The following is a 17,713-nucleotide window of genomic DNA, read 5'->3' on the forward strand; positions in this document are numbered from 1 at the left end:
AATGCTTACGAGGATCGCAAGGCGTGGGACGAGATCCGCATCCCTTGACACCGGCTCTGAAGCCGGGCGTCTACCGCAGCCAAGTGGTGGGCAATCTGGCGCAGTCGCCGTTCGAGCTCGCGCTGCAACACAGGAGAGTGCACGATCTTCTGCCGGTTGAGAGCGGAGGAGTGGTCCTTGCAGGGCCTGTTGCAGCGCGACAAGGTGAGACGCGCATTGCCTCGCCTGTACTGCTCCCTGAGAATGAGTTGTTGCCTCATCTAAATTGCTCCCGACGAATGAACCTCGGGAGCTGTGATGAGGAACGTAAGCGAATTGGTGGCGGCGTTCAGTTGGCGCTATGAGTCAGGCGGGCGGGCGGGCCGAGAAGGCGAGGAGTTTGAAGAGTTCGTGGCGCTCACGGGCTTTCATCGCAAGCATGCGATGCGACTGTTCCGAGGAGACCGCGAGACAAACTTTGAGCTGATCTAGCAACGTCGATACCGGCGATTTGTTGTAGAGAATGATGCATCTTTTCCGCGTCCTTGGCTTGTCATCCGGGCCATAAGGCCCGCGTACCCGTTCAGGCCACGAGGAAAAGAGAGGCGGCGGACTGACTCTAGCTTGACGCGCATCGGTCTCCATAGGTACGACCCGTCCCGCTATCAGCGAGCTCGCGATGCGGTGGCGGTATCGTCATCTTGCTCGATCAATACGGGAAAACCATAAGACAAGCATCGGAGGTTAAGCCGCCTCCGTCACCTTCAGGCTGCCATAGCACAACGCCAACGGTAGTAGATCTGCTCTGGTATCCCAAACGCTCGGCAGATTGCCGCGGCCTTGTTGCCGTGCGAAAGCCGAATCTCCGCCTCCCGCAACACCCCAAGATCTGCCTTCCGTATAACCCTTCCGCGCGATTCGGTACTCCTTTCAAGCCCAACGCAACAGAAATGCTAACGCTTAAACCGTACCACTTTCAGCGAGCCTCTCTCCCAGAGAGATTAACTTCTCTTGAAGTTCAATCAACTTGAGCACCGCCTTGGCGGACGCAAACGCCACATGACTTGGTTTCCGTCAATGCGGCAACGGGAACGGCTTACGTTGGGTCACGTGACAAAAGCCAGGCGAGTCGCGGTTGTCTTAACAGGATAACTGGAAAGCTTCGCTTCCTGCTGCTTAGCCGCAGAATTACTGCTCTACGACTGGCGAGATCGCTTAAATACAGCCGAGTGAGCCCATTACATTTACTTGAAAAGATACTTATGGCCCGGATTGAACCGGGTCAGATTTTGAGCAAGGAGCAGTTGGGATGATTTCTGAAGTGTTCATCACCTGTGCGGTGACAGGAGGCGGCGGCGCGCCGAAGCAAAAGAATGTGCCAGTCACCCCACGGGAGATCGCTGACTCGGCGATCGAGGCGGCGCGGGCCGGGGCGGCGGTGGTGCACCTTCACGTGCGTGATCTCAAGACCGGCCAGGGCGTACTGGATCTTGGGCTGTACAGGGAGACTGTGCAGCGCATACGGGAATCCGATGCGAATCCGGTGATCAACCTCACTACGGGAGAGGGTTGCTACATTGTTTTGGGCAGCTCGAACTCTCCGCTGCCGCTTTCAGCGGAGACGGACATGCTTGGCGCCCTCGAGCGGCTTGTGCACATTGAAGAGTTGCGTCCGGAGATCTGCACGCTGGATTGCGGCTCGATGAGCGCTAGGGGCACGAGTGAGGGTGCCATGATCAACACCATTGGGACCCTACGCGCGATGGCGGCACGTTTGCAAGAGCTCGGAGTGAAGCCTGAGCTTGAAGTATTCGATACCGGCCATCTGAAGATGGTGAAAGATCTCGTCAAAGAGGGACTAATTGACGATGTGCCGTTGATCCAGTTGTGCATGGGCGTCGGCTATGGTGCACCGGCGGATTTGACCACGCTGACGACGCTGGTGCATCAGCTCCCGCCGGATGCTGTTTATTCCACCTTCTCGGTTGGGTCGATGCAGCTTCCGTACGCGGCGTTGGCGCCAATGATCGGCGCAAACGTGCGGGTCGGACTGGAGGACAACCTTTACCTCTCCCGCGGGCGGCTGGCAACCAATGCCGAACTCGTACAGCGGGCAGTCGAGATCCTCGATCGGCTCGGGGTCCGTGTGCTTGGGCCGAATGAGGTGCGCGAGACGCTCAAATTAAAAGTTCATGCCTGAGGAGTTGAAAGGCGATGCTTGATAAATCGAAGTTTACCGAGAAGCGGCCACGCGAAGTCGGGCTTCTCGGGGGCGGTGTGATCGGCGGCGGGTGGGCGGCGCGTTTCATTCTAAATGGAATCGACGTGCGACTATACGATCCGGCCCCGAACGCGGTCGAGCATGTGCAAAACGTGCTGACGAACGCCCGACGGGCATATGGCCAACTAACACTGGTCCCCCTTCCTCCGGAAGGGTCGTTAACGATAGCAGATTCAGTGGCGGATGCCGTCCAAAGCGTGGATCTGGTGCAGGAGTCCGCGCCAGAACGCCTGGAGCTAAAGCAGTCCTTGCTCGCGGACGCCAGTCGCGCGGCAGCGCCCGGGACCCTGATATGTTCCTCAACCTCCGGTTTTCGACCGTCATTGCTGCAGGCAAAGATGGAACGACCAGAATGTCTGCTCGTCGCGCACCCCTTTCAACCTGTGTATCTGCTTCCGCTTGTTGAATTGTGCGCTGGGGAACAAACGGTGCCAGAGGCGTTGGAGCGAGCGGCGGCGATTTACCGGGCAATCGGGATGCATCCTCTTGTGGTGCGTAAAGAGGTGGACGGGTTTATAGCGAACCGGTTGCAGGACGCGGTGTCGCGCGAGGCGTTGTGGCTGGTGCACGACGATTTGGCAACGCTGGAAGAGATCGATGATGCCGTTCGCTACTCCTGGGCATTGCGCCGAGCGGCCATCGGATCCTATCGCATGGCCAATGGTGGAGCCGGCATGCGCCAGAGCATCGAGCAATGGGCATTCAAGTGGCCGTGGTCGAGGCTCACCGATAAGCCCGAAATTGACTCAACCTTCCTGGACAAAGTGGCTACGCAGGCAGACGCGCTGGCGACGGCCGACCCCTTGCCCGTATCCACCGAACATAAACGAGATGACCTTCTCGTGGCATTGCTGCACGGGCTGCGCTCCCAGGGCTACGGACCGGGCGAGACGCTCGCGCGATGGGAGCAGGGGCTCCGCGCTCGCGCTCACCTGCCCGCTCAGGATTCTGGCCCGTTGCGGACGTTGCGAGAAATCCCGTCTAATTGGATAGACGGTAACGGACACGCCGCTGAGAGCACTTATCTTCAGCTCTGCAGTGACGCCACCAGCACCGTAGGGCGCTACATCCGCGAGAGTGGCACGGACCCGGAAAACAGGGGGACTTATTACACGGTCGAGACGCACCTATCGCATATGGATGAACTTCACGCCGGCGACCGCGTCGAGATATTTACGCAGGTTCTCGGCGCCGACGACAAGAGATTGCACCTCTTCCACGTAATCAAGCGCGAGGGTTGCGACAAGCCAGCTGCGATGGGCGAGCAGATGCTGATTCACGTGGACGCTAAAAGCAGACGCAGTGCACCGGTGCAGGGGCCTCTGCGCGAGCGAATGCTAGAACTTGCGCGGCTGCATGCGAAGCTACCCCGTCCGGAGCAGGCGGGCGCAAGCATCCGCATGTCGCGCACACGGGCGTGCGAATAAGTGCTCATGCTTCGTCATCGCTAAATGGTCCTCATCGCAGAAAGGGAATGGAACGATCATGACTAAAACGTCGGGCCCCGAATTTCGGAAAAGTGCCGAGCGCCACGAGCAGCAGCCCCACGTAGGTGGCTGGTCGCTTGAGGGGCGAGTTGCGCTGGTGACTGGCGCCACCGGGGGGCTTGGAAAGGCTATCGTGACCGAGCTGCGTGAACGTGGGGCGGACGTGTATGGTGTGGATATTGCCGGGGATGCCATCTTTCACGCGGACCTCTCCACTGCGGAAGGGAATCGACGCATGGTGTCCCAAGTCATTGAGACGGCCGGACGCCTTGATATACTGGTGTTGAATGCTGGATGCCAATTCGTCGCCCCGCTCCATGAGTTTCCGGACGCCGAATGGGAACGTGTTCGATCTGTGGCCCTGGACGGCCCCTTCTTTGCTCTTAAGGCGGCATGGCGGGAACTGACGAAATCGCCCGGCGGCCGCGTCGTGGTCACGGCATCCGTCTCGAGCTTCACGGCCGCAGTCCAAAAAGCTGCGTACACAGCTGCGAAGCACGGTGTTCTGGGGCTGGTGCGTGTTGCAGCGCGTGAGGGCGCTGCGCATGGTCTGACTGTCAACGCCGTCGCTCCGGGCTGGATGGACACCGGAATGTTGCGCGGTCAACTGGAAGGTGCGGCAGCAAGAAAAGGCATCAGCACCGACGAAGTCATCGCGCAAATGCGCGCGTGGCAGCCAGGTGATCGTTTCGTCGACGTTCGCGAGGTTGCAGCAACCATCGGTTTTCTTGCGAGCCCTGGCGCTTCCGCGATCAATGGTGTGTGCCTACCCATCGATCTCGGGGCAACTGCTTAGCTACCGTTCCCCATCCTAGGCGCATAACTAAGAAAGGAGCATTCTATGAATAGAATACTGATAAAAGCTGGTGCTTTGGCCATAATCGGCTTGGCAGTGGCGAACCTTCCGGCAACGAAACACGCTTTGGCAAGCGACCAGCTGACGATCGTTTCTTGGGGCGGCGCCTATCAAACGGCCTTGCGCAAGGCCTTCTTCGAGCCCTTTACGGAGGCGACCGGCGTCAAAATCACCGAAGACGAATACAATGGGGAGGTAGCAAAGCTCCGTGCTATGGTCGATTCCAATACTGTGAGCTGGGATGTGCTTGATGCTCCCGGATCGATTGGCTGGATAATGTGTACACAGGGCCTCCTCGAGACCATCGATTGGACGAGGCTTGGGCTTGACCGCGCCAAGTTCGGCAATGCCGGCAAATTTGACTGTGGGGTGCCAATCCAAACTAACTCCACGATCGTCGCTTATGACAAGGACAAGTTGCCGAACGGGCCGAAGACCATCGCTGACCTTTTCGACTTAAAGAAGTTTCCAGGCAAGCGCGGACTGTGGAAGAGTCCCTACCCCACTCTAGAATGGTCGCTGATCGCTGACGGCGTGCCGATTGCCGATGTCTATAAAGTCCTGAACACGCCTGAAGGTGTCGATCGCGCCTTCAAGAAACTCGACACGATCAAAAAGGACATCATCTGGTGGACAGCCGGGGCCCAGGCGCCACAGCTGTTGGCCGACGGACAGGTCGTCATGACCGCGGCCTATCATGGGCGGATCTATAGTGCCGCGAAAGAGTCCGGTCGACATTTCGAGATAATGTGGGATGCCGCGCAGGCGGGCACAGGTTGGTTTACCATTCCCAAAGGTAGTGCGCATCTGGAGGAGGCTTACAAGTTTCTCACCTTCGCCGGCTCACCAGCGAATCAGGCGAGCCTAACGCGCCATATCCCTTACGGCCCCCTCAACCAAGATGCGATGGCGCTTGTTGATCCGGCACTGTTGCCAGATCTTCCAAATACGGCGGAGCGTACCGCAATTGCGCTGCATACCGATTATTCGTTCTGGGTTGACAAGGACGATGAGCTGCGCCAACGCTTCACAGCTTGGCTCGCGAAGTAGGTACAACAACGGCGAGAAGGGTTCGTTCTTCTCGCCGCGTGGAACGGAGAGTCTGAGGGATTCGATCGATAATAGTTAACAAAGGTTTTAGATCCTTAGCAGCCGATGAAGCGAACGTATCGATAGGCGGCCGGACAGAGGGCGACTTCTGCAGAGCTTTGAATATACCGAAACGAGGATAAACGCGCTGATCGCCGCGGCAACATAAGCGAGAGCTGGAGTTGTAAGTATTTTTCGACTTCTGTTTCGCCACATATGGTCCCAGAGCCGTAGCGGTGAAATGCCAGATCGCCTATTCGCGCCCGCTTGATTTTGCGCCGGTCGCAAAGACGCACGCGTTGCGGCAACGCGTCGGAAGGGTCCGGTATGACCTGGGTACCAAGGACCTCCAGGCACTGCAGGATTATTTGTTTCATTACTGTGTCGGAAATGCGGGTGAGTCCGGGCTGCCAGTCAAGCTGCGCACCGGCTATCTCGGAAGTACCGGCTTGATACCACTTGCTGGGTTCGCGACAACGCTTCCTATCACTGCCTTCTCCTGCAGGGTTCTCCCGAGACGAGATTCGTGCTGATGCATACGGGCAGGAATTTATCACCCTGGTCACACACTACGCGAACGCGTGGATCGACATGTGCTGGGCATGGATCATATCCCCACGGTGAGAGCCGCCTTGCGGAGGCAGGCTGAAGACGGCAAGTCCTATGGTAGCACTAGAGATAGCCCCATGACGAAGCAGCAGATTGAGGTGATCACGTCGGTCCAACGCCGTCGGCGCTGGTCTCGGCAGGACAACTAACGGCTAGTCGCGGCCTGCCTTGAGCCGAATGCGAGCGTATCAGAGATTGCTCGATTGGCAGGCATCATTCCGGTATCTCACTGCAACCAGCGACGGAATACTGTATCGTGCCGGGTTATGCCGGCCGCCACCAACGTGCTTGTAAGCGCGTAATTTTCGCATTCTGCTAATTTAGTGCAGGATTGTTGCGCTTAAGATCGCCATATCGGTGAAATTCTTCTCCAGAACTCGGTACTTTCTTCGGCAACAATAAAGATCTTCGACGATTTTATTTCGCGGAGTCAACGCGGGGAAGTTGGCCGCTGGCTGACCTCAGACACTCATGCAGGTCTGTCCTGCAATCTAAAGCGAAGTTCGAAAAAGTGAGATCCCATAAAGGCTGCAATCGAGTGCGGTGGGACAGCTCAAAATCGGACGGAAAGGGGCCGATGCCAGACAGTAACAACACCGTTGTGAAGTTCGCCAATATCCAGAAGACCTACGACGGCAATGCGCTGGTTGTTAAGAATCTCAACTTGGACATCGCTCGGGGTGAGTTCTTGACCATGCTGGGCCCCTCTGGCTCCGGCAAGACGACCACTCTCATGATGCTCGCCGGCTTTGAGGCGCCGACACAAGGTTCCATCCTTCTGGAGGGGCGCTCAATTGACAACATGCCTCCGCACAAACGCGACATTGGCATGGTGTTCCAGAACTACGCGCTGTTTCCGCATATGACGGTGGAGGAGAACCTCGCCTTTCCGCTGAAGGTCCGGAAGCTCGGCAAGGCCGAGATCGAGGCCAGGGTCAAGCGGGCGCTCGACATGGTCCGGCTCGGCGCTCATGGCAAGCGCCGCCCCGCCCAGCTTTCCGGCGGTCAGCAGCAACGCGTCGCGGTTGCCCGTGCCCTTGTCTTCGATCCTAAGCTCGTGCTCATGGATGAGCCGCTCGGCGCGCTGGACAAGCAGCTGCGCGAGCAGATGCAGCTTGAGATCAAGCATATCCATCAGGAACTTGGTGTCACCGTGGTCTATGTGACGCACGATCAGAGCGAAGCGCTGACCATGTCGGATCGCATTGCGGTGTTCAACGACGGGGCCATTCAGCAACTCGCCGCGCCCGCCGAGCTATACGAGCGACCGCAGAACGCTTTCGTTGCTCAGTTCATCGGCGAGAACAATAGGCTGCAGGGCACCGTCCTGGCCAGGAATGGCACGACCTGCAAGGTGGAAGTACCCAACGCGGGCAACGTGCAGGCGCTTGCTGTCAATGTCGAGGTGGTCGGACGACCGACCGTGCTGTCGTTGCGGCCGGAGCGGGTGAAACTGAACCCCCCACCGGGCTCTCTGCCCAATATCTTCAAGGCGCAGGTTGCGGAGGTCATCTATCTGGGCGACCACGTGCGCATTCGGGTGTCGGTCTGCGGCCATGACGACTTTGTGATCAAGCTGCCGAATTCGGAAGGCGTGGTGCAGCTCGATCCGGGCACCGCGATCACCATCGGCTGGAAGACTGAGGATTGTCGGGCGCTCGATGCGTCATGACGATGGCCCGGTGCGCTGCTGCGGTAGTTGGGCTTTTTGGCCATGCCGTCCCTATCCTGGGGGTCGCATAACAAGGGAGGAAGCAGTGGATGAGGATGACTTCAATGAACGCTGGAGCATTAGCGGTGATCGGTCTGGCCGGTATGCTGGCGACAGCGGAAACCGCCTTTGCGGGCGACCAACTGACGGTCGTCTCCTGGGGTGGAGCCTATGAGAAGGCCCTGGGCAAGGTCTTTTTTGAGCCCTTCACAAAGGCGACCGGGATCAAACTCACCGAGGATGAGTGGAGCGGTGAGATCGCCAAGATCCGTGCCATGGTCGAATCAAAGTCCGTCAGCTGGGACGTGGTCGACGCCAGCGGGTCGGGTGCATGGATGATGTGTGCCGAGGGCCTTCTCGAGGTGATCGACTGGAAGAGGTTGGGCCTCGACCGAGCCAAGTTCGGTGAAGCCGGCAAATTCGACTGCGGGGTACCGTTTCAAACCAACCCTACAATTGTATACTATGACAAGGACAAGCTGCCGAACGGCCCGAAGGCCATCGCCGATCTGTTCGACACGAAGAAATTCCTCGGCAAGCGCGGCCTGTGGAAGAGTTACTCTCCCAACCTCGAATGGGCACTGATCGCTGACGGCGTGCCGACCAAGGAGGTATATAAGGTTCTGGGCACGCCGGAGGGCGTCGATCGCGCCTTCACGAAACTCGACACGATCAAGAAGGACGCCTACAAGTTCCTAGCCTTCGGCGGCTCACCCGAACCGCAGGCCGACCTTACGCGCTACTTCCCCTTTGGGCCGGGCAACCAGGATGCGATGCCGCTTCTTGATCCGGCGGTGCTGACTGATCTTCCAAACACGCCGGAGCGAGACGCCATTGCGCTTCAACCCGACTACCTTTTCAAAATTGAGAAGGGCGATGAATTGGCTCAGCGCTTCACCGCCTGGCTCGCGCAGTAAGAACAAACAACGGCGAGGGGACTTTCCGTTCTCCCCGCCGCTTTGAACGGAGATCAGAGAGAGTGAGAGAGGTATGATGGCGATTATAGCGGTCCAAAGCGCGCGCAGTTCAAACGGGATGTCTTTACGTATGAAGCTGCAGCGGGTCGAGCGCCGGCATAAGTTCAAGGCTTTCGTCCTCGTTCTGCCGCTTGTGCTGTTCGTCCTGATCACCTTTGTCTTTCCAATCGGCCGCATGATGTTCAGCGCGATCCATGACGATACGCTGTTGACGCTCATGCCGCGAACCACCGCAGCCTTAAGCGCTTGGGACGGCAAGGATCTGCCCGACGAGCGCGCCTATGCCGCTCTCGCCGAGGATCTCAAGCAGGCCTGGGCCCACAAGACCACGGGCGTGATCGCCAAGCGGGTTAATTATGAACTGGCCGGCGCCGGCAGCCAGGTCACGTCGAGCGCGCGCAAGTTGAGCACGCTTTCCGCCGGCCCCTACAAGGCGGCGCTGATAGAAATCAATCCCCTCTGGGGTCAGCACGACGTCTGGAGCCTGCTCAACCGCGGCCGCTCAGCTTATACAGCCTATTACCTGCTGCGTTCGGTCGATTACCAGTATGGTCCCGACAGCCAGATCGTTGCCTCGCCACCACAGTACTCGGTCTTTCGCGACGTATTTCTGCGCACGCTGGGGATCAGCATCGGCGTGACCGCCGCGACCTTGCTGCTGGGCTTCCCGGTTGCCTATCTCCTGGCGACCTTGCCGCCCCAGACCAGCAATCTCTTGATGATCATGGTCGTGGTGCCGTTCTGGATCTCGGCGTTGGCACGCACCACAGCCTGGGTCGTGCTTCTGCAAGAACACGGAGTTGTCAACGACGTTTTGATGGCACTGCATGTGATATCGCAGCCCGCTGAACTCGTCTACAACCGGGTCGGCACCGTGCTGGCCATGACGCATATTCAGCTGCCCTTCACGCTGCTGCCGATCTATAGCGTGATGAAGACGATCTCGCCCAACTATGTCCGCGCTGCCCGCTCGCTCGGCGCCGGCCCATTCTACGCCTTCTGGAAGGTCTACTTCCCGCAAACCCTGCCGGGGGTCGCCGCCGGCTGTCTTCTGAGCTTCATTCTTTGCCTGGGCTACTACTTGACCCCCGCGCTCGTCGGAGGGGCGAACGACCAGATGGTCAGCTACTTCGTCGCCCACTACACGAACGAGGATCTCAATTGGGGCATGGCCTCGGCCCTAGGCGCCATTCTGCTCACGGCTACGCTGCTCCTATACTATATCTATAATAGACTGGTCGGCGTCGACCAGCTCAAGATGGGGTGAAACAATGGCCCGTCACATGTATGCCTCTCCAGTTGAAAAGGGCTGGTACTATCTGCACCGGCTGTTCTGTGGGGTGGTGTTGCTATATCTGATTGCACCAATCCTTGCGATCATCCCGCTATCCTTCAATTCTGTACCCTTCTTCACCTATCCTATGTCAGGGTGGTCGCTGCGCTGGTATGAAGAGTTCTTCCTAACAGACCGTTGGCAGGGCGCGCTGTACAACTCGATCCTCGTCGCAGTGTCTGCAACGCTACTGTCAACCGCGCTCGGCACGTTAGCCGCGCTCGGGCTCAGTCGCCCCACTTTCCCATGGCGCACGGCGGTGATGGGCCTGCTGATATCGCCCATGATCGTCCCGGGCATCATCACCGCAGTGGCAGTATATTTCTTCTATGCCGATATCGGGCTGCTCAACAGCTATACCGGACTGATCGTGGCGCATACTACACTGGCCACCCCTTTTGTCGTCATCGCCGTGACCGCGACCCTCGCGGGTTTCGACCACTCGCTCACCCGCGCCGCCGCCGGCCTCGGCGCGCCGCCGATCACAGTCTTCTTCAAGGTCATCCTACCGCTTATTTTACCGGGTATGATTGCGGGTTCGCTCTTCGCCTTCCTCACCTCCTTCGATGAGGTGATCGTAGCCCTTTTCATCGCCAGCGCCGAGCAGCGCACTTTGCCAAGGGTCATGTTTTCCGGCATCCGCGAACAGATCAATCCGACTATTATCGCCGGCGCCACAGTACTGACTCTGTTCTCCGTCGTGGTGCTGGCGGTGGTCGAACTACTGCGCCGACGCTCGGAACGTTTACGCGGGATCCGCGATACCTGACCTTGCCCTCGCACATGTTGCGAGACGTCCTACGCCCTCTCGGAGCTCCTTTGTTCAATGTCGTCAACCCTTTTGTCCAATTCGTCGCCAGCGACCAGTCTAAGGCGAAGTGCTATGCCTTCTCCGCCGAGCGCGTTGCGAACAATGTCGAAGGCGTCTCCGACGGCAAAGCCACACCAAGTCGAGCGTCCGGCGCTCATCGGGGCCGGCACTATGGGAGGCGGTATAGGGACGCCCTTCTCCAAGGGGCGGAAAAGACAATGACTCTGCCAAACCCATCTCAATTCAGCGAAGCGGCACAGGAGCAAGATATGGCCACCCGCTTCTATTGCCCCGCATGGGTTGCTATGCCGCGCCAAGAGTGTTTGACATACGGGACGGGCGCCCACACGCAGGTCGCCTGAAGATTCTGAGAGCCGCGACCCGAGGTGAGATGACGCCTGACGGCCTCAAACAGATCGGCCACGAAAGGTTTTCCGAAGCACGGACCACACGGGTGGGGACAAGATCGTCTTGTCATTGAGAAGGAAATGAAATGTCTTTGATCCAGCGCTCCGAAAATCTTTGGGAATTTCAGGATGCTTGTAACGTTTACGTTCTGAAGAGTGGCACGGAGTGCCTACTAATCGACGCAGGATCCGGCGCTGTTATACAGCATCTTGCTACGATCGGTGTCGAGCGAGTCGACTGGGTTCTACATACCCATCATCACAGGGATCAGTGCTGGGGAACACCCAATGTGCAAAAGGTCGGGGCAAAAATTGCCGTGCCGGAATACGAACGCCACCTCTTCGACAATGTCGAGGCCTATTGGCAGGCTCGGCGTATCTATGACAACTATAACGACAGCAATACATTTTTCTCATTAGCGGAAAATCTTCCGGTCGATGCCGTTCTCGAGGACTACGGCACCTTTGTATGGAAGGAGTACGAGTTCCGCGTCCTGCCGGCAAAGGGTCATACATACGGCATGGTCAGCCTAATCGTAGAGGTGGATGGCAAGAAGATCGCGTTTACAGGCGATCTGATGACAGCGGGTGGAAAGCTCTATCAACTTCATGCACTGGAGTATAACTACGGCGACCTTCTTGGCATTGAATTTACAATGCAATCAATCCTCGCCTTAAAAAAGGAGGACGTCGAGACCGCCTATCCATCGCATGGACTGCCGATCTGGGAGGTTAAGGCGGATATAGGAAAGCTTGAAACAAGGCTCGAGACACTCGCGAGTATAGGCAGGCTTTATACGTCGGGCCGGGGCAGCGATTTCAACGACGTGCAGACTATCCGCGAAAGCAGGCTGCAGTCAATTTCGGAACATCTACTGTGGGCCGGACCTTATACCTGCTCCAATTTCTACATTGTGCTTAGTGGAAGCGGCCACGCGATGCTAATTGACTACGGTATGGCCTCCGTGGGCCATCTCCATGCAGGGTCCAATCACGATAGTGTGCACGCAGTGCGCTTCGTTCAGCATCATATCGATCAACTTCGCGACGATTATGGAGTGCGGCACATCGAACTCGTCCTTCCAACGCACATTCATGACGACCATGTCTGTGGGATACCGTTCCTGCAACGACATTACGGCACGCAGTGCTGGGCTCTCGATTGCGTTGCTGATGTCATTGCCGATCCCGCTGCGTGGGCAAGCACGCCGTGCTGCTTCCACAAACCCATTCAGGTGCAGCGGATTCTGTGTGATGGGGAGGCGTTTCACTGGAGAGGCTTTGACTTCGAGATTCATCACGCACCAGGCCAAACCGAATACCATGCGATTGTCTTAGGTCATATCGACGGCAAGCGGATCGTCTTCGGGGGAGACAACTTGTTTCTCTTCAATCCTGAAGCCAGAGGGATTGAGCGCGAGATCGCCGTCCAGTCTACGGTCATGCGCAACAGTTTCCAGTTGGAGATGCATCGCGCCTGCGCGGATGTGATACGCGCGACGAAGCCTGATCTCGTATGCCCCGGACACGGAGAGCTGATCACTATGGATTACTCGAGGATCGCCGAGTACACAGACTACATCGAACGGAAGGAAGCAGCCTTCCGTGATATCGTAGGCGAGCCCGCAAACTATTTCATCGATCTATTCTGGGCGCGAATGCTGCCATATCTTTCAGAAGCCCGCCCGAACTGCGAGGTCACATACACGGTTAGGATTCGCAATAACTTGGAGCGCACCGCTGTCTACAGCGCTCGCCTCCTACCGGCATTCGGTTGGGCGTCCCATGGTGAGGCGGGAACCATCACGCTTCAGCCGGGGGAGCAAGGCGATATCATGCTTGAGGCGACTGCGCCGTCTCAAGTCGATCCGCGGCGAAGGCTCATGACCGCCGAGATTTTAATCGACGGTGTATCGCAGGGACCTGTTTGTGAAGCCCTCGTCTCAGTTCCCGGAGATCGACGAACTCCACGTCGCCATGCTGGCGCTGGTCGAACTGCTGCGCCGACGCTCGCAGCGGTTACGCGGGATCCGCGATACCTGACGGTTCCTTCGCATGTTGTTCATGCAGCACAATCGACGGAGAACGTCCGGCCCGTCCCGGCAGCTTCCCACCAATCAAGAGGCAGGGGAAAATGACGAAATCCGACCCGCAGATAAATCAAGTACATTACCGGCTCGACAGCAACGCTCTCGGCCAAAGCGACCAGGAGACAGGCATGAAACGTCCTTCCCTTCCTCTTTCAGGCGTCAAAGTTGTCGATTTTGGTCAGTATATCGCTGGTCCGGCGGTGGCGATGGTCCTCGCCGATCTTGGCGCCATAGTCGTGCATATCGACCCACCCTCCGGACCCCTCTGGGACAGCCCGGCCAATGCAACGCTCAATCGGAACAAATTGATTGTCGAGATCGACTTGAAGACTGAGGAGGGCCTTTCGCAAGCGCAAGCCCTAGTCGCGGAAGCGGACATCGTGGTGGAAAATTTCCGACCGGGTGTGCTTAGCCGCCTCGGAATCGACTTCACGGCGCTGCGCAAGGTCCGGCCGGAGCTCATCACAGTATCTATTCCAGGCTTTGCCTCGAACGATCAACTTCGTCGCGAGTGGCGCGCCTTCGAGGCGGTCATCGCGGCATCCTCAGGTGTGTTCACCGACATGGGGCTTGACCGCGTCTTGATGGGTGTCATTCCCTACTTCTCGCCGCTGCCTCTGGCATCTGCCTATGGCACGATGCTTGCTGCATCGGCAGCGGTACTGGCGCTTCAAGCACGGGAGCGCAGCGGGATCGGCGACCACATTGAGGCGCCTCTTGTATGCGCGGTCATGGAGGCCCTCGCATACAACGCGTGCTTAGTTGAGAACTTTCCGCCTCGCTACACTGGTCATCGTAGTCGCGAGATCGCCCAAAGGCGCGAGGCAAACTTGCCGCTGAATCTCTCTTACCAGTCTGTACAAGACCTTCACGACCCTTTTTATCGGAATTCGGGTTATATGTGTAAAGATGGACGCATGTTCTCCATCGCATGCGCCGGCCACAAAGTTCATATCAAGCGCTGCTTGCAGGCTCTCGGACTATACGATGAGCTCGTGTCCGAAGGGCTTGTAGAGCAAATGGATCACTATCTTGCTCTCCCCTTGCCAAAGTATTGGCATGATGAGATTACCACGCGAATGAAAGCTGTTTTCTTGACCCGAACCTCAGAGGAGTGGGAGCGCATCTTCAGAGAAAGCCGGATCGCGGGTTCGCCGCAGCGCTCCTTGAAGGAATGGATGAGCAACGAACATGCTACCGCTGCGGGCGTCGTGGTGGAGGTCGACGACCCGGTGTTTGGACGAATGACTCAGCCGGGACCTATGGCTTGGTTGGAGGAAACTGGTGAAATGATGTTGAACCCGGCGCCTCGTAAATGGGTCGCCTTCGATGAGGCGATCGCGGCACTTTCGGCGATTCCTGTTAGGCGGCCGCCGGCGCGTCCTGCACGGGCGTCGTCTGGATGGCTCGATGGCGTACGGGTTCTCGACCTGTCCAATGTGATCGCTGGTCCGCATACGGCATATTATCTCGCCCGTTTCGGTGCGGAGGTAATCAAGATCGACCCGGCCCTCCCCCTATACAACTGCTCCTGGACAGTGTCCATGGGAATGGTCAATATGTGCGGCAAGCACTCGGCGTTAGTGGATATTGCCTCGCCAGGCGGCCGGAAGGTCTTCGAACGGTTGGTGAAGTCAGTTGATGTTATCGTCTGGAATGCGACTGACCAGGAGGTCAAGCGTAAGGGGCTCCATCTGGAGGGTCTGAAAGCGCTCAATCCGGACGTGATCTTCTGCCAAGTCGATTGCTTCAGCGGTGTGCGCGGTGGCCCACGTAGCGATGATCCCGGCTATGACGACATTGCTCAAGCGGCGACTGGCATTATGCTCAGATTTGGCGGTTCCCCGGAGTCACCCGAGGAGCATGCACACTACGGTACAATCGACGCTTTAGGCGCGTACAGCGCGGCTCTTGGTATTGCCGCCGCGTTGTACCAGAAAGGAAGAACCGGTCACGTGGGGCGGCCGCGGACGTCGCTGTCGGCGCTTTCCGGTCTTCTGCAAGTTCCCTTCTGCTACGACTATGCAGGACGCGACCCCTTCGATGAACCCGCCGGGCCAGATGCCAAGGGCTACAACGCCTTGGCCCGCCTTTACAGAACGGCTTCCGGCCGCACCCTCATGCTCAACGCCGTTGAGAGCGACTTGCCTCGCCTTGCGCAAGTCGAGGGGCTTGAAGGACTTGGTGACGTGCCAGCCGAGGACCGAGCCACCTTCCTTTCTACGGCTATGGAGAAGGCAAGCGCTGAGGATTGGTTGTCGAGATTGACTGCAGCCGATATCGGCGCAGCAATCTGCGAGAACATAGATGCGATACGTTCCGCAAATTCCAGGCCTGCGGACGGTACGCCAGGGACCGACCGGGGCAGCTATTCCTTCTCAATATATCGTGATCATCCGAGTGGACATACCGTAACTCAGCTCGATCCCTACGCCATTCGCTCGGAGGCCGGGAAGGTCTATGCATTATCCCCCGCCGAGAAATACGGCGCGTCAACCCGGCGACTTCTGCGGTCCTTTCAATATACCGAAGCGGACATAGACGCGCTAATCGCCGCGGGCAACATAAGCGAGAGTTGGAGTCACGAGTATTTGCCTACTTGAAACGGCCATCGAGCAAGAAGAGAGCCTCTGGGGATCCTGGGGGCGACTTTCGAGACAAGAGCGCCGATCGTAGACTGGCTTTATTTGTCGTATGTTGTTCATTTGCCAAATCGGAGCCGACTGACCACGTCTCGGCCGTTCCACCCATTTCGCAGTGACGACCGAGGTAAAAAGGGGAAAATGATGAAGTCCGACCCACAGATCACACAATGGGTTCAGCAGACGCCGTTCGTGGACACCCACGAGCATCTGATCGAGGAAAGCCAGCGCGTGTCCGGCGTAATCGGTCGGTGGCTGCCTTGCGACGACTGGACCTATGCAGTCAGGGACTACGTTGCCAACGATTTGGCGGTTGCGGGAATGCCGAAAACCGAGCTGCAAAGCTTCCTTGGGCCGGATCTTTCGAGCGTGGTTAAATACCAGCTGGTCGCACCTTACTGGGATCGCATCCGCCACACCGGCTATGCTCAGGCCGTGCGCCATACGCTTCGCGGCCTCTATGGTGAGGACGACCTGACTGCCGAGAGTGTGCCTCGCATCGCCGAAAAATACCGCGAGACCATTCAGCCCGGCTTTTACGCTGCCATTTTGCGTCGTGCGAACATCGAGAACTGCCAAGTCAATTCTCTGCAGCGCATCTTCATGGAGACCGAGCAGCCAGCGCTACTGGCGCAGGATTTAAGCATCCTCGAATTTTCCCGGTGCAGCGCTGCGGACATCGCCCGCGTGCATGCTGAAACAGGCAAACAACCGACAACGCTGGATGATTGGCTGGAGATCATCGACTTCTATTTCGCTACGTACGGTCCGAAGGCCGTGGCGGTGAAATGTCAAATTGCCTATTCGCGTTCGCTTGATTTCGCACCGGTCGCCAAGGCACACGCGGCGAGGCTATTTCTGCACCACATCGGCAAGATGCGCCACGACCTAGGTTCCGAGGATCTCAAGTCGATGCAGGATTTTCTTTTCCGCTACTGTGTCGGCAAAGCTACCGAGTGCGATCTGCCTGTTAAACTGCACACTGGTATTGTGGGCGGTCATGGAATGTTGCAACTCGCCCACACTCGCAACAACGCCGCCGATCTGTGTCGCCTATTGTTGGATTTTCCTGATACCCGTTTCGTCCTGATGCACATCGGGTATCCTTACGAGCAGGAATTTATCGCGCTGGCCAAACACTATCCGAACGCGTGGATCGATATGTGCTGGGCATGGGTTCTCAACCCCGCGGCGAGCATCCGTTTTCTGAAGGATTTTTTGCTGGCGGTTCCCGCCGACAAGATCTTCACCTTCGGCGGCGACTACGTCGCGGTGGAGCCGATCTATGGCCACGCCTGCGTTGCTCGCCGTGGCATCGCACAGGCGCTCTCGGAACTGGTCGGTCAAGGCTGGATCGCCCACGAGGAAATCCCCGCCCTCATCGAGCGGATCATGCGCGGTAACGCACTTCGCTTCTTCCAAAAGGGCCAATGACAACATG

At 57.8% G+C, this 17,713-nt stretch carries 12 protein-coding genes; all 12 read left to right on the forward strand.

Going from position 1 to position 17,713, the window contains the following annotated elements:
* The first annotated feature begins 297 nt into the window (after window positions 1–297).
* Window positions 298–471, forward strand: coding sequence for a hypothetical protein (locus LB462_RS14460; RefSeq protein ID WP_224509007.1), 174 nt, complete (start codon window positions 298–300; stop codon window positions 469–471).
* Window positions 472–1,288: 817 nt separating this feature from the next.
* Window positions 1,289–2,179 carry a beta-keto acid cleavage family enzyme gene (locus LB462_RS14465; RefSeq protein ID WP_224509008.1) on the forward strand — a complete coding sequence of 297 codons (891 nt, stop codon included), beginning with the start codon at window positions 1,289–1,291 and terminating at the stop codon, window positions 2,177–2,179.
* Between the two features lie 14 nt (window positions 2,180–2,193).
* The gene (locus LB462_RS14470; RefSeq protein ID WP_224509010.1) at window positions 2,194–3,687 is read left to right on the forward strand and encodes a 3-hydroxyacyl-CoA dehydrogenase NAD-binding domain-containing protein; all 1,494 of its coding nucleotides are present in this window, start codon (window positions 2,194–2,196) and stop codon (window positions 3,685–3,687) included.
* A 58-nt stretch (window positions 3,688–3,745) separates the two neighbouring features.
* A complete protein-coding gene (locus LB462_RS14475) occupies window positions 3,746–4,543 on the forward strand; it encodes an SDR family NAD(P)-dependent oxidoreductase (protein WP_224509012.1) in 798 nt (265 codons plus the stop codon).
* A 45-nt stretch (window positions 4,544–4,588) separates the two neighbouring features.
* On the forward strand, window positions 4,589–5,653 hold the full coding sequence (locus tag LB462_RS14480; RefSeq protein WP_224509014.1) for an ABC transporter substrate-binding protein: 1,065 nt from the start codon (window positions 4,589–4,591) through the stop codon (window positions 5,651–5,653).
* A 1,225-nt stretch (window positions 5,654–6,878) separates the two neighbouring features.
* On the forward strand, window positions 6,879–7,973 hold the full coding sequence (locus LB462_RS14485) for an ABC transporter ATP-binding protein (RefSeq protein ID WP_224509015.1): 1,095 nt from the start codon (window positions 6,879–6,881) through the stop codon (window positions 7,971–7,973).
* A gap of 104 nt (window positions 7,974–8,077) precedes the next feature.
* Window positions 8,078–8,929 carry an extracellular solute-binding protein gene (locus tag LB462_RS14490; RefSeq protein WP_224509017.1) on the forward strand — a complete coding sequence of 284 codons (852 nt, stop codon included), beginning with the start codon at window positions 8,078–8,080 and terminating at the stop codon, window positions 8,927–8,929.
* Between the two features lie 76 nt (window positions 8,930–9,005).
* Complete coding sequence (locus tag LB462_RS14495; RefSeq protein ID WP_224509282.1) at window positions 9,006–10,256, forward strand: ABC transporter permease; 1,251 nt, start codon at window positions 9,006–9,008, stop codon at window positions 10,254–10,256.
* 4 nt (window positions 10,257–10,260) lie between these two features.
* Complete coding sequence (locus tag LB462_RS14500) at window positions 10,261–11,091, forward strand: ABC transporter permease (protein ID WP_224509019.1); 831 nt, start codon at window positions 10,261–10,263, stop codon at window positions 11,089–11,091.
* Between the two features lie 535 nt (window positions 11,092–11,626).
* Window positions 11,627–13,678, forward strand: a complete 2,052-nt coding sequence (locus LB462_RS14505) for an MBL fold metallo-hydrolase (RefSeq protein WP_224509021.1) — start codon at window positions 11,627–11,629, stop codon at window positions 13,676–13,678.
* Between the two features lie 80 nt (window positions 13,679–13,758).
* On the forward strand, window positions 13,759–16,233 hold the full coding sequence (locus LB462_RS14510) for a CoA transferase (protein WP_224509023.1): 2,475 nt from the start codon (window positions 13,759–13,761) through the stop codon (window positions 16,231–16,233).
* 180 nt (window positions 16,234–16,413) lie between these two features.
* Entirely contained in the window at window positions 16,414–17,706 is a 1,293-nt protein-coding gene (locus LB462_RS14515; RefSeq protein WP_224509025.1) for an amidohydrolase family protein, read from the forward strand.
* Window positions 17,707–17,713: the final 7 nt, after the last annotated feature.

It is taken from the genome of Phyllobacterium chamaecytisi, assembly GCF_020164455.1.
Taxonomy (GTDB): domain Bacteria; phylum Pseudomonadota; class Alphaproteobacteria; order Rhizobiales; family Rhizobiaceae; genus Phyllobacterium; species Phyllobacterium chamaecytisi.